Source organism: Sphingomonas sorbitolis (assembly GCF_036663875.1).
GTDB lineage: Bacteria > Pseudomonadota > Alphaproteobacteria > Sphingomonadales > Sphingomonadaceae > Sphingomonas.
Window position 1 is genome coordinate 52,879 of sequence record NZ_JAXOJS010000011.1, and the last position, 13,157, is coordinate 66,035.

The window sequence follows — 13,157 nt, forward strand, 5'->3', positions numbered from 1 at the left end:
TCAACGTAATCGAATTTATGTATAACTTCTGTCATCTGTCGTGCCACTTCGTGAAGCCGTGGATTGTCGCTTATCACCCGGAAATCAGGGACTGGTCTGGGACCACTCTGCGGCAAACGCGGGCGCCGCAATGAAGCTTGCTGGCTGCGGGGATACGGGCGGCGGATCGCAGACACCCTCTTCGATGTAGCGCATTGCGGACATCAGACCATTCCGGGAGAAGGGCTTGGGTATGACGCCATGGCCACCGGCAAAGTCGGCTGGGATCTTAAGTGGGTTTGCAGTGACGAAGACGACTATTGCGTCCGCCCATCGCTTCCGGATCAGTGCACAGACATCTAGGCCGCTGGTGCCTTTCGCAAGCTGTATGTCGACAAAAGCCAAGTCCGGATGGAGATCGCTTGCCAGGTCTTCAACTTCGTAGAGAGACGCGGCCTCGCCGACGACACGGTGACCGGCGTCTTCGATCATCGCTTCAATATCCATCGCCAAAAGAGCTTCGTCCTCGACGATCAGCACGTTCAACGGCGGTTGGGCACGTACACTCATTAATCGTCCACCGGGAATGAGAGAGATACCCGAACACCGGGGGCGGCGTCGGACCACACGACGTCGGCCCTGACTTGCTTGGCGAGGCGGGAGATAAGCATTTTGCCAATGCCGCCCAGCTGAACGTCATTGCTGGCTAGCCCATGCCCATCATCGGTGATTTCGATCATAGCATGATTGTCTTCTAGGGCGGTGCGGACAGAAATCGTACCGGCTCGCCCGTCGGCAAATGCATGCTTGATGGCGTTGGTCGCTATCTCGTTGAGGATCAACCCAAGCGATGCCGCCTTACTGGACGGCACCTCTATTTGCGAAATGTTCGAAACCACCTTGATGTCGTTGCGTCGGCTGGCACCAACGACGTCGCTGATTAGATTTTCGGTAAACGCCCCGACATCGAACCGGGTGACGTCGTCCGACTGATAAAGACGGCGATGCACTGTCGCCAGAGCATCAACCCGTTCGAGCATGGTTTCAAGTTTTGATGAAACGGCCGGGTCTGATACGCTACGCGCCTGCAAACGCAGAAGCGAACCAATCATTGTAAGGTTGTTCTTTACGCGATGGTCGACTTCGTGAAGCAGTAGGGTTTTTGCATCTAATGCGGCCTCCAGGTCTGACGTGCGCGCCTCGACTTCCTGCTCGACCAATAACTTCTGCTTTGAAATGATAGCCTGCGCCTTGACGCGGTCGGTAACATCGAGCTGGGAGGCGAAGAAGAACACAACCTTGCCAGCGTCATTGCGTACAGGACTCAGATACAACGCGTTCCAGAACGCAGATCCATCCTTTCGATAGTTTAGAAGGTCCACGGCAATGTCGGTCTGGGCGTCGATTGCCTGACGCACCTTAGCCACCTGCTCTCGGTCGGTGTCGGGACCCTGCAGGAAGCGGCAGTTACGGCCGATGATTTCACTTCGGTCGTATCCCGACAGCGTTTGAAAGGCTTCGTTGCAGAAGACGATCGGGTTATCGGTCTGCGCGGGGTCCGTAATGACCATAGGCATTCGGGTAGCCCGAACAGCCGCAGCAAAGGGGTCCGCTCGTCCGTGCTCGTAATCGAGTGCTTCCGTCAGATGCCAATCGTCCCGCTGTTTCATCACGCCTCCGTGGAGCGTGCCGACCAGCCGAACTCCGTGCCGGGACTAAATCGTTTTGATCGTTTTCCGTTCCGCTTAGAGATCGAGTTCATCTCATTGAGGCATGACCATTGCGCGGCATGGTTTGCCCGTACAAAGCCTCCTTTGGGTTCGAAAATCGGCGACGCGTGTGCAGGCTGGAAGCTGAACGAATGGCAGACATGGGGAAAGCGGAAATGGCTCGTGAGTGTCCGCTTGTGGGTCCATTCGACTATCGGTCCTCTGACGCTACGCCATCATCGAATTCGTCAGGAGCGGTAACGCGAGCGCTTGCGGGCGGGTGTCGGGTATCGTCCGCCGGTTCGCAACCGAGCGGTTTCTTGGATCGTTCGGTGTGGTGAAGGAGAGCAAGCATGATGACCACCCCGAAATCGGAAGACCCTGGTTTTGAAACCGACGTCAATGAACTTCCGGACGACAACAAAGGGCCGGAAGATACCTTAGAGGATAAGTCAATCGCTGACGAACAAAAGCCAAGCGATCTTGAGGAAGCGCAGAAGGAAGGCGCGGAAGAGCGAGAAGAAGGCGGCTTATATTAAAATAAGCATGTAGCCGACGTAGGCCCGGAGCGTTAGCCGCCCCGGGCCAATAGCCCGCTCGGATTGCAACCGTGCTTTTGGCACTAAAGCGCTACATCTGCAGTCGTAAGCAGGATTGGTGGCTCACCACCGAGGCGTTTCACAAATTCGCGCTGGGCGATGCGATGAATGTCGCTTTCAAATTCGATGAAGACCTCGACCGCAGTTTCCGGGTCAATTCCTTCCAGCTCTGGGTTCAGCATCTCGGCCAACGCTTCGCTGGTGATCAGAAACTCAACGGGGCCAAAGTCGGTCGCGCCGGTGAAGCCGATGCTGTCACGCTCGGCCACCCAATATCCGTCACCGCGCTCGAACCGGACGCTGGATTTCGCCATAGCTATTACTCCTTTTCGCTTGGGATAGGTGGCAGGTGCTCGGCAATTGCTGCGATAGCCTCGCCAGTGAACGTCGTACTGGAAACTCCTTCGATCTGAACGGGATGATCCGTGGTCAAGGTAGCCGTGTCTCTATGTTCAGGATCCAGCCTGACCCAATCCCGCACCGCGCGCTCAAGGTTCGTCACCTCGGCAATATCAGTTTCACCACGGGGCACGTTTTCCAATGACGCACTCTTCCGCCAGTTGATGTCCGGAGTCTTGGCGCTTTCGCCCCATGTCGCTTCTGTCATTGTCAGTCACCTTACAGGTTTAACGGCTAGAATAGCACAGGCGATCGGGCATGGTCCGCGTCTGCCGTGACCAAGCCTTCAACCCGCATCAATTGCGAGGGGTAGGCCGCGACCAAGTCCTTCAGATCGTCCCAGGGGGCGGTAAGCCACCGATCATAATCGTCGTCGTGTAGGATGACCGGCATGGCCTTGGGGTGGACGAGCGCCACGATCGCGTTCGGCTCAGTGGTCAAGAAGCCATAGGCGTTGTCGCGTTCGGTCGGTCGCCAGATGCCTGCAAACGCAAAGATTGGACGGCTCGGCACGTCAAACCAGTGAAGGGGCTTCTTGCCGTCTTCGCCGGGTGCCAATCCATATTCGGAAAAAGCTGTGACCGGAACGAGACAGCGTCGCGCAGGCGTCATCAACATCGAGCGCCAGAAGCTCGAGTTCAGGTTGCGCACGTTCGTCACGTACTTGGTGAGCTTAACCGCGGGGTCGCGCGCGCTGGGCACCTGCGTCGGTACGCCCCATTCCATCCGCTCGAGTTTACGCTCACCGCCGTCCTGTACGATCACCTTGCCGTAGAACGGCGTCTTCTTTCCGGTCGGAAAGATGTCACCGACGGGGTATTCCTCGTCCCTATCATAAGGAGGCCGGATACCGAAGGTGACCGCAAGGTCAGCTTCCTTCGCCGTCATACGATACCGGTTGCACACGAAGCGTATTCCTAGGGTTGGCGCCGACGAGATGATCCCGTCGGCGCGCGCGGCTTACATCTTGTCTTTCAGCCCCTTGGCGGCCGTGAACGCAACCTTCTTGGAAGCGGCGATCGTGATCGCCTCGCCGGTACCGGGGTTGCGGCCTTCGCGCTCCGGACGATCCTTGACGGTGAACTTGCCAAACCCTGGAATCGAAACCTCCTCACCCTTCACGGCTGCGGCCGCGATCTGGTCGAATACGGCGGTGATCGCCCTCTTCGCATCGGCTTCGTTCGAACCGGTCGCCTCAGCGACGCCCTTGGCCAGGTCACTTACGTTCATGCTATTCGTTCTCCAATGGAAAGACCGGCGGGACCTTAGCCATGGCGAACGACGAGACAAAGACCGGACTGGATGACGCGAGCGTTACGGCGTTTCGCCTCACGCTGGACAACCTCGCGGATCATGACGTCGCCGAAATCTTTGAGGCGGCCGCAGGGCGGGGGCCGATCGCAGATTTGGCGCCCAAGGCAATGCGTGCCCGAAACATCGATCTCTAACGGCCAGCGATGCGCTCGCGCGTGACGCGAGGATCCTCGTAGAGATCGCGGATCGCACGAAGCCGAAAGACATTCCACCAGCGCTGCCAGCGATGCTCGGCTGCATCGTGGATCATATGGCAGCGCTGACATAGCGCCTTGAGGTTCGAAGAGGCGCTGTTGCCCGGATCGTGATCGAGGTGCGCGCAGGCCAGGACGACATAGGTCACCCGGACCGACGCCAGGACGAACCCGGCTTTCATCGAAATACGCTTGCCCCGGTCCGACCGCCAGCACCGGACATCGGCATCCCACCAGCGTCCGTCGCCGAGATGGACCACACGGCGCAGATGGGGCCTGCTGCATCCTTCGCACCGAGCACCCGCGCGATCGAACCGGACCGTCTGCGACAGCTGCCGCCAGTCGATCGGGTAGAGCCAGCGGTTCTCGGGGCGGATCGGCATGACGATTCTATGAGTCAGCCGCGTTCAGAACGAAAGCGAATTCGTTCCGTCCTGTTTACGTTTCGTTGCGCAACCGTTCCGTACGGCGGTGAGCCGTGGTCAAGAGCAAAGAGTCTGAACTGCGGGACATAAACCCAGTTGACCAACGCCATCCGGTAACGGAACATAAAGGGAACAGGTAGAGTCTAGAAATCATGATCACCGCCCTCGAGTCCCTGCCGACAACCATCGCCCACCTGCGGACAATCGCAACGCCGGTGGTGGATCACCGCATCATGCCGTTCGGTATCCCTGTACTCGACGATCGCCTCGCAAGCAGGGGCCTTCGCGCCGGCGCGTTGCATGAGGTCGCCGCGCAAAGCTGTTCGATGGTCGACGATGCCGCAGCAACGCTGTTCCTGACAGGCATCGCCGCGCGCGAGGCGGCGCATACAGGCGGACCGGTGCTGTGGGTAAGCTGTCGCAACGATCTCTATGCACCCGGCCTTGAGCAGGCAGGGCTGGCGCCTGCCGACTTAATCCATGCGCAACCCCGTGACGATGCGGCCTTACTGGCCGTTGTCGAGGACGCGGTGCGCGATGGAACGCCGTCGGCGGTGATCGCCGAGGTAAGCCGGATGTCGATGGTGGCGACCCGGCGCCTGCAACTGGTCGCGGCCGACGCCGACATTCCCGTTCTCATCCTGCGACGCAGACGTAACCGCGACCAGGATCCGCTTGCCGAACCGTCTGCGGCCTGGACGCGCTGGCGCATCGCCAGTGCGTCGTCCGAACGGCTGGGTGTCGCGGGTGTCGGCCGATCGCGGTGGCAGGTCGAGGTCGCACGGCAGCGTGGCGGTGAAGCATTTTCGATGATTTTGGAGGGCTGCGATGAGACGGGTTGTCTCGCTGTTCCTGCCGCACTTGGCCATCGAGCGGCTGAGACGGCTGGACCGGCACGCTACGCGGCCGCCTGAGCGGCCCGCCCTTCAGCTTCCCGTCGACGACGATCCCGGTGCGTGTTCGGTACCGCGGGGCGGCGGGTGGCGGCCGGGTGCGCGGTGGGCGCGCGCTGATATGCCGACCAGGCATGACGTGGAAGGTCAGATCGCAGCGCTGCCCGCGCATGCCAAGCTGCCCATGCGTGAACTCGGCCGACGATCGGAGGCGGCGAACCATCCGTTTCACGGACCAGCGCAAGCCGACAGTCACGACAGGGTCGCGGCGACCGTTGCCGCGTTTCACAGGGCGCCGCTCGCGCTGGTGGGCAAGGTCGGCCGGCGCGAAGAGGTGGTTGCCGCCTGCGATGGCGCTGCCGCGTTAGGGATCACGATCGGGATGGCTGCGACCCATGCGCGTGCGCTGGTGTCCGATCTCGACATCCGACCGTCCGAGACGGAGGCGGATGCCGCGATGCTGGATCAGCTCGCGCTACGCGCGGTGCGCCGCTGGTCGCCGATCGCAGCCGCCACACCACCCGACGGGCTGTGGCTCGACCTGACCGGCTGCGCGCATCTCCATGGCGGGGAAGAACGGTTCTGCCGGCGTCTGCGCGCGTTTTGCCAGCGTGCCGGGTTCACCGCGCGCGTGGCGGTTGCAGACACACCGGGCGCGGCACACGCTATTGCCCGGTTCGGGCCTGCCGACATCGCGATCGTGCCCACAGGGCGGACGGTCGACGCGCTCAGCGGCCTACCGGTCGCGGCCTTGCGCCTGGCAGGCACCGCGCTCGTTGCCGCCCGCAAGTTCGGCTTCGAACGCGTCGCCGATCTTCTACCGGTCGCGCGCGGGCCTTTGGCACGCCGGCTCGGGCTGGCCGCAATCACGCGGCTCGATCAGGCACTCGGCGCGGTCGCCGAACCCATCACGCCGCGCACCGACGAGGTCATGCCGATCGTCGAACGCCGGCTGCTCGAACCGATCGTCACCGCAGACGCGATTGCGCAGGTCATGGAGGATCTCCTCAGTGACATGGCCGAGCTGCTGCGCGCGAAAGGGCTCGGCGTACGATCGCTGCGGCTCGCTGGCCTACGCGTCGATGGCACCGAGCAGGTCGTGGCCGTCGGCACCTCACGCCCGACGCGCGAGGTCTCGCACCTTTTGCGGCTCATGAAGCTCAGGATCGAGCGGATCGATCCGGGCCTGGGGCTCGAGCAATTCTATCTGGCGGCACCGCACACAGAGCCGCTCGACGCGGTCGATCTTGGCGCGGTTCTCGCCGGTGAGGTACTCGTGCGTGATCCGGCCCGTCTCGTCGACGTCGTTGCCGGTCGCATCGGCGCTGACGCCGTGTTCCGGATCGCGCCGGTCGAAAGCCACGTGCCCGAGCGCGCCGTCATGCGTGCCGACCCGGTGGTGGCGCCCGCGGGCTGGCCGAAATGGCGACGACCGACGCGCCTGTTGGCCAGGCCCGAACCGCTATGGGGTGTCATAGCGCTCATGCCCGATCAGCCACCCCGACGGTTCGAATGGCGTGGCCGTCCGCACAAGGTCGTGGCCGGCGACGGCCCCGAGCGGATCCACGGTGAGTGGTGGCGCCGTGACGCGGAAGTTTGGGCGGTGCGCGACTATTACCGCGTCGAGGACGAGACCGGCGGTCGCTACTGGGTGTTCCGGCGTGGCGACGGGTTCGTCGAGGACACCGGCGATCTGAGCTGGTGGATGCACGGCGTGTTCGCATGACGGACTATGTCGAACTTCAGGTCCTCACGCACTTCTCGCTGCTACGCGGCGCCTCGAGCCCTGAAGAGCTGTTTGCGGCTGCCGCGCTGCTTGGTTATCCGTCGATCGGGGTCAGCGACATCGGCACCGTCGCGGGCGTGGTGCGCGCCTGGGAAGCGCAGAAGGCGACGGGCGTTCGCTCGATCGCAGGCACGCGTGTCAATCTGTCCTGCGGCCGGCAGTTGCTGCTGTACCCGACCAACCGCCCCGCCTGGTCGCGCCTGACGCGTCTGCTGACATTGGGCAAGAAGCGGGCGGGGAAGGGCGGGTGTCTTCTCCACTGGCATGACCTCGAGCCCTGGTCGGAAGGCATGATCGCCATCCTGCTGCCGCTTGAGGCGGACGAGGAGAACCTGGCAGCACTCGCCGACCTGAAGACACTCTATGGCCGTCGCGGGTATATGGCACTGTTCCAGCGGCGCCGGCCGGACGACGCCGTGCGGATCGATGCGCTGGCGCGGCAGGCAGGCGGCGCTGGCGTTCGCGCGGTGGTGACGGGTGATGTCCTCTACCACGCACCGGAGGCCCGGCTTCTCCAGGACGTGGTGACGGCCGTGCGCGAGAAATGCACCGTCGACGAACTCGGCTACCGGCGCGAGGTCAATGCCGATCGTGCACTCAAATCCCCCGACGAAATGGTCCGGCGGTTGAAGGCGTATCCCGATGCGCTGCGCGCCAGCGTCGACATTGCCCGTCTGTGCACGTTCGATCTGGGTGAACTGGCCTATCAGTATCCACATGAGCGTTTGATCGACGGGCTGACCGCGCAAGAGGCCTTGCAGAAGCTGGCGGAAGACGCCGTCGACGTGATGTTCAACGGCGCGGTGCCGGCTGCCTATACCGAGCAGATCGCGCACGAGATGCGGTTGATCGGTGAGCTTGGCTATGCGCCGTATTTCCTGACCGTCTACGCGATCGTCCGCGAAGCCCGCCGGCGCGGTATCCTCTGCCAGGGCCGGGGCTCCGCTGCGAACTCCTGCGTCTGCTTCGTGCTTGGCGTCACCTCGATCGACCCGATCAAGCATGAGTTGCTGTTCGAGCGGTTCGTAAGTGGCGAGCGCCGCGAGCCGCCCGATATCGACGTCGACTTCGAGCATGAGCGTCGCGAAGAGATCATCCAGTGGATCTATGAAACCTATGGCCGCAACCACTCGGCATTGACTGCGGTCGTCACTCGCTACCGGGCGCGCGGCGCGGTGCGCGACGTCGGCAAGGCGCTTGGCCTGCCCGAGGACCTGACCTCGTCATTGGCCGGCCAGGTATGGGGCTGGTCGGCCGAAGGCGTCGGCGAAAAGCAGGTCAACGAATTGAACCTCGACATCGGCGATCGTCGCCTGCGCCTCACGCTCGAGCTAGCCCGCAAGCTCATCGGCGTGCCGCGCCATATGTCTCAGCATCCAGGCGGCTTCGTTCTCACCCATGACCGTCTCGACGATCTCGTCCCGATCGAACCCGCCGCGATGGAAGACCGCCAGATCATCGAGTGGGACAAGGATGACATCGATGCGCTGAAGTTCATGAAGGTCGACGTGCTGGGTCTCGGCATGCTCGGCTGCATGAATCGCGCCTTCAACATGCTCGAGGTGGACAAGGGGCTTCGGGTCGGTTTGGCCGATCTGCAGGACGATGATCCCGACGTCTATGCGATGATCTCAAAGGCCGACACGCTCGGCACCTTCCAGATCGAAAGCCGCGCGCAGATGAGCATGCTGCCGCGCATGAAACCGCGGCGCTTCTATGATCTCGTGATCCAGGTCGCGATCGTACGACCGGGACCGATCCAGGGCGACATGGTTCACCCGTATCTGCGTAGGCGTGAAGGGCTGGAGAAGCCGGAATACCCGCGGCCCGAATTGCGCGCGGTGCTGGAAAAGACGCTCGGCGTGCCGCTGTTCCAGGAGCAGGCGATGAAGGTCGCGATCGTCGGCGCGGGGTTCACGCCGGCCGAAGCCGACCAGCTCCGCCGTGCCATGGCGACGTTCAAGTTCACAGGGGGCGTGTCGCACTTCAGCGAAAAGCTCATCGGGGGCATGGTCGAGCGCGGCTACCCGCGTGAGTTCGCCGAACGCACCTTCCGTCAGCTCGAGGGCTTCGGGTCTTACGGCTTTCCCGAGAGCCACGCGGCCTCATTCGCCAAGATTTCCTACGCATCGTCGTGGATGAAGCATCATCACCCGGACGTGTTCTGCGCGAGCCTGATGAACGCGCAGCCGATGGGGTTCTATGCACCCGCCCAGATCGTTCGCGACGCGCGCGAGCATGGCGTCGTGGTTCGCCCCCCTTGCGTCAACGCAAGCCGTTGGGACTGCACGCTGGAGCCGTATGGCGGGCGGTACCTCGCCGTACGGCTGGGACTCCGGCAGATCCGCGGTCTGTCCAATGCGGACGGCGCCAAGATCGTCGGCGCGCGCGAGCTGACCGCGTTCGAAAGCGTGGAAGATGTATGGCGACGATCGGGCGTCCAGCGCGCGGCGATCGAGAAGCTCGCCGACGGCGACGCCTTTCATAGCTTCGGTGCCAATCGTCGGCAGGGCCTGTGGAAGGTGAGGGGGCTCGGCGAAGGGCCGCTGCCGCTGTTTGCCGCGGCCGACCGCGCGGACCAGGCCGTCAGCGCGGAAGGGATCGAGCCCGATGTCGAACTGCGCCCACTGACCGATGGTCGTGAGGTTATCGAGGACTACCGGGCGCTGCAGCTCTCGCTGCGCGCACATCCGCTGACTTTCGTGCGCGACGAGCTGGCGCGCCGTGGGGTGACCAAGTGTGCGGACCTGGCGACCATTCGCGACGGACGCCATGTCGAGGTCGCCGGCATCATCCTTGTTCGCCAGAAGCCCGGGTCTGCCAAGGGCGTGCTATTCATCACGATCGAAGACGAGACCGGGATCGCCAACGGCATTCTGTGGCCCGATCGGTTCGAGCGGCAGCGCCGCACTGTGATGTCCGCGTCGATGATCGGCATGAAGGGCAGGGTGCAGAAGGAGGGCGAGGTCATCCACGTCATCTGCGATCGGATTATCGACCACGGCGATCTGATGCACCGGGTCGGCGAGATGTCGTTCCCGCACCGGACCGGCCGCGGTGATGGCGCGAAGCATGCCGGTTCCCCCGACCGCGGTGACAAGGGTTGGAGCCCGAACCCTCGCAATTCCTACTGGCCGCCCCATGCGGACGGCATGGATCCGGAAGCTGTCGTGAAATTCAAATCTCACGACTTCCATTGATGGCCAAGCTTGTCCGTCATCAACGCGTTGTCATCGCGCTATCGGTGCATATCTTGCGGGGCGGCGTTGCGCGCTGCTCGGACGCTCGCGTCGATGTCGTCGAGATCCGGTTGGCGCTGCGCTGCCTGCTCCCGCACTGCCCGGAACGCTGGCCCCTCGAGCTCTACTGGGATGCCGCCCGGCAGGAGAACGAGATCGGCAGGGCACAGGGTGTGACCGCGGCGTTCAACGGGATCGTCCGCCAGCTGCGCCGCGCCGGCTGTTATGAAGAGGTGTCTGAGCCGTGAGTATGCGATTACCGCGAGCAGCGATTGCTCGCGTTCCCGACGGCACGCGGATCGTCAGCGTCGAACGCATGTCGCGGGCTTTCACCAAATATCATCTGGATGACGGACGCGCGCTGCACCGGTTCAAGATGGAAGAGCCGCATGCGACCCCGCATGATCACCCCTGGAGCTTCGACACCGAGATCGTTGATGGCGGCTATGTCGAAGAGGTGTTCCACCTGGATCCAAACGGCGGTTGGCACAGCGAACTGGTTCACCGACCCCCTGGCGAAACCTACCACGTCGACGCTACGCACATTCACCGCATCGCCGAGCTGCCGACGGGCGAATGTTGGACCCTCGTTCGTGCAGGTCCCCACACGCGGGAAACCCGGTTCTGGCGGTTTGGAGACATCGTTCAGTCCCGGGCCTGGCATGAGCGACGGTGGATGCGCTTCGGATAAGGCGTTACGGCGAGAGCCAGTCCACTACGACGTTCAAGACGGCGTTGGCCGGGGAAGGGCATCGAGCGCTGCGGATACCTGCAGGCGCAGATCGTCATCCCGGGTAATTTCCAGCATCGCGCTGAGGCTGCTGCGGGCGCCGGCCACATCGCTTGCGACCAACTGAAGCCTGGCGCGCTCCCACCACCCATGGGCGTGCGTAGGCGCCACGATCGTCATGCGGTCGTACAGGACCAGCGTGCGCGCGGGATCCCCGGCCTGCTCGGCACGGGTTGCCTGGTTGAGCAGCAATCGAACGAGCGCCGATCGGTTCGACAGGGGAAGCATCCCGTCGGAAAACCGGGCCTGGCCTGTCATCTGCTCCAACAAGGCTTCCACCTGTGCAGGGGCAACGATACGACCATCGTTGAAGGGATCGATGATCAGCGCATCCGATGCGTCGCCAAGGCGCACCAGGACGTGGCCGGGGGTATTGAGCGGCATCGCCGACCATCCGAGACGCCGTGCCATCGCCACATAGATGATTGAGAGACTGATCGGCAGGCCGAGCCGTCGATCGACGACGGCGATCAAATCCGCATTCTGCGGATCGTCGTAGTGCACCCGGTCGCCAGAGAACCCAAACTCTTCGACCATCACGCTGCTCAGGGCCTGAGCCTGCGCGACGCTACTCACTGCGTCGCCGTCAGCGGCGCGGAGGGCTATTTCTATGTCCGTGAGCTCGTCGAGATATTCATCGAGATCGATACCGGGGTGATCGAGCGCTGCGAGTTCGAGGGCGGCCAGATCGAGTTCGATCTCCCCGTCTTCCATGAGGCCGAGATGCAGAATGCTATTGGTCATGAGCCGTTAGATGGGAGGCTGCTTCGATCGTTTCCATGGCAACGCCAGGATACGGCGCGCCTCATCCAACCAGTTTACGATACGGGAGGTGGTTAATTGCCAACGCTCAAATCGTAGGCCTGCTTTGCCACAAGAGCCCGCAATCTTTCATGTTGCTCATGCGCTATTGGATCGATGCGATAACGGCCGTTTCCTTCCCAATGGTCTACCGGTACGCTATGTTCATCACAAAAATCCTCCCCTCCGGGTGGAGGATTGAACCAGCCGAAGCCCATCGATGAATCGTTGTCAGCAATGCAATAGCAGTCGAACGCTAGTTCAGGAAATAGTATGGCAAGATAATTAAATACCGGAACGGGGAACGATTGCCGGTATCGAACGCGAAATAGTAGGTTCCGAGGATTTGTTTTATAGAATCGCGAAAATTCCAAGTTTGGAACCCCGCACATCTTGCGATTTTTCCGAAAAGCTCAAGGCTTTCCGCTCGAGCGATCGGAAGGATGGCATCAAAGGCCAGGAGCGTCTCGTCGCCATCGTCGTCAGGTACGTCGATGAACACTCCTTGAAGCGATCAATTTCAGCCTGTCGACCGTAAAGCGTAACGCTATTCCACATCTCGTCGCAGATCATTATGAATCCTTTTAATGCATTGCGTGACGGCAATCGCTGATGCCTTTTTGGCAACGGCCGAACGCCTTCTCGAGGGTCAGTGCCACTATTAAAAGTGAGTGTGATGGGTAACTAAAAGTTTCATCTATGGAGCTGCGCGGCGCCGGAAATCTTTCTAAACTTGGTTTGATGCAACCTCACAGCGAGCGGTGCGTAAATTAAAACGAGTTCTGCAGCGGTAAAATCCTGTCCCCGCAACCATACACAAAAGCCCGCAAGTCCATTGACTTAGCGGGATTGTTTATGTCTCCAAAATTTGCCTAGTTGATGTGTAAAAACATATCCTTATCGACCTCATTTTGAACCGCGCCGGGTCTACCGGAGGCGTTGGGTTGTGAGTCACGCTGCCATATCGATATTGTCCGCGGCAGCATAATATTGATCTTCAGCTTCGGCAGGCGGGATGTTGCCGATGGG

General features: G+C 61.8%; 16 protein-coding genes. 7 read left to right on the forward strand and 9 right to left on the reverse strand.

The annotated features are described in order from the left end of the window. Window positions 1-84: 84 nt before the first annotated feature. Together U1763_RS20060 and U1763_RS20065 are read right to left on the reverse strand one after the other, a co-directional pair. Complete coding sequence (locus tag U1763_RS20060) at window positions 85-519, reverse strand: response regulator (protein WP_332756711.1); 435 nt, start codon at window positions 517-519, stop codon at window positions 85-87. 29 nt (window positions 520-548) lie between these two features. After that, window positions 549-1,649 (reverse strand): histidine kinase dimerization/phosphoacceptor domain -containing protein, encoded by a 1,101-nt coding sequence (locus U1763_RS20065; RefSeq protein WP_332756695.1) that lies wholly within the window; start codon window positions 1,647-1,649, stop codon window positions 549-551. A gap of 392 nt (window positions 1,650-2,041) precedes the next feature. Here U1763_RS20065 and U1763_RS20070 point away from each other — a divergent pair, with 392 nt between their 5' ends. Beyond that, window positions 2,042-2,227, forward strand: a complete 186-nt coding sequence (locus U1763_RS20070; protein WP_332756696.1) for a hypothetical protein — start codon at window positions 2,042-2,044, stop codon at window positions 2,225-2,227. Window positions 2,228-2,310: 83 nt separating this feature from the next. On the opposite strand, the gene U1763_RS20075 is transcribed toward U1763_RS20070, so the two are convergent. The 4 genes from U1763_RS20075 to U1763_RS20090 are packed head-to-tail and all read right to left on the reverse strand — an operon-like array spanning window position 2,311 to window position 3,916. Then, entirely contained in the window at window positions 2,311-2,601 is a 291-nt protein-coding gene (locus tag U1763_RS20075) for a DUF1488 family protein (protein ID WP_332756697.1), read from the reverse strand. Between the two features lie 5 nt (window positions 2,602-2,606). Then, window positions 2,607-2,894 (reverse strand): hypothetical protein, encoded by a 288-nt coding sequence (locus U1763_RS20080; protein WP_332756698.1) that lies wholly within the window; start codon window positions 2,892-2,894, stop codon window positions 2,607-2,609. A 26-nt stretch (window positions 2,895-2,920) separates the two neighbouring features. Further along, window positions 2,921-3,592 (reverse strand): SOS response-associated peptidase, encoded by a 672-nt coding sequence (locus U1763_RS20085; protein WP_332756699.1) that lies wholly within the window; start codon window positions 3,590-3,592, stop codon window positions 2,921-2,923. 54 nt (window positions 3,593-3,646) lie between these two features. Beyond that, on the reverse strand, window positions 3,647-3,916 hold the full coding sequence (locus tag U1763_RS20090) for an HU family DNA-binding protein (protein ID WP_332756700.1): 270 nt from the start codon (window positions 3,914-3,916) through the stop codon (window positions 3,647-3,649). A gap of 41 nt (window positions 3,917-3,957) precedes the next feature. Here U1763_RS20090 and U1763_RS20095 point away from each other — a divergent pair, with 41 nt between their 5' ends. After that, window positions 3,958-4,134, forward strand: coding sequence for a hypothetical protein (locus U1763_RS20095; RefSeq protein WP_332756701.1), 177 nt, complete (start codon window positions 3,958-3,960; stop codon window positions 4,132-4,134). On the opposite strand, the gene U1763_RS20100 is transcribed toward U1763_RS20095, so the two are convergent. Beyond that, on the reverse strand, window positions 4,131-4,577 hold the full coding sequence (locus U1763_RS20100) for a hypothetical protein (RefSeq protein WP_332756702.1): 447 nt from the start codon (window positions 4,575-4,577) through the stop codon (window positions 4,131-4,133). The two genes, U1763_RS20095 and U1763_RS20100, sit on opposite strands and share 4 nt — an antisense overlap. Before the next feature lie 194 nt (window positions 4,578-4,771). On the opposite strand from U1763_RS20100, the gene U1763_RS20105 reads away from it, so the two are divergent. From U1763_RS20105 to U1763_RS20125, 5 genes are all read left to right on the forward strand, one after another. Continuing rightward, window positions 4,772-5,533, forward strand: a complete 762-nt coding sequence (locus U1763_RS20105; protein WP_332756703.1) for an ImuA family protein — start codon at window positions 4,772-4,774, stop codon at window positions 5,531-5,533. After that, entirely contained in the window at window positions 5,448-7,238 is a 1,791-nt protein-coding gene (locus U1763_RS20110; RefSeq protein WP_332756704.1) for a Y-family DNA polymerase, read from the forward strand. The genes U1763_RS20105 and U1763_RS20110 overlap by 86 nt, the downstream gene beginning before the upstream one ends. Beyond that, complete coding sequence (locus U1763_RS20115; RefSeq protein WP_332756705.1) at window positions 7,235-10,498, forward strand: error-prone DNA polymerase; 3,264 nt, start codon at window positions 7,235-7,237, stop codon at window positions 10,496-10,498. Before U1763_RS20110 ends, U1763_RS20115 begins: the two co-directional genes overlap by 4 nt. Further along, window positions 10,498-10,785 carry a hypothetical protein gene (locus tag U1763_RS20120; RefSeq protein WP_332756706.1) on the forward strand — a complete coding sequence of 96 codons (288 nt, stop codon included), beginning with the start codon at window positions 10,498-10,500 and terminating at the stop codon, window positions 10,783-10,785. Before U1763_RS20115 ends, U1763_RS20120 begins: the two co-directional genes overlap by 1 nt. A 68-nt stretch (window positions 10,786-10,853) precedes the next feature. Continuing rightward, window positions 10,854-11,228, forward strand: a complete 375-nt coding sequence (locus U1763_RS20125) for a hypothetical protein (RefSeq protein WP_332756707.1) — start codon at window positions 10,854-10,856, stop codon at window positions 11,226-11,228. Between the two features lie 33 nt (window positions 11,229-11,261). On the opposite strand, the gene U1763_RS20130 is transcribed toward U1763_RS20125, so the two are convergent. Next, window positions 11,262-12,071: a SirB1 family protein gene (locus tag U1763_RS20130; protein ID WP_332756708.1), complete on the reverse strand. Its 810-nt coding sequence runs from the start codon at window positions 12,069-12,071 to the stop codon at window positions 11,262-11,264. A gap of 313 nt (window positions 12,072-12,384) precedes the next feature. After that, window positions 12,385-12,630 carry a hypothetical protein gene (locus U1763_RS20135; protein ID WP_332756709.1) on the reverse strand — a complete coding sequence of 82 codons (246 nt, stop codon included), beginning with the start codon at window positions 12,628-12,630 and terminating at the stop codon, window positions 12,385-12,387. Window positions 12,631-13,157: the final 527 nt, after the last annotated feature.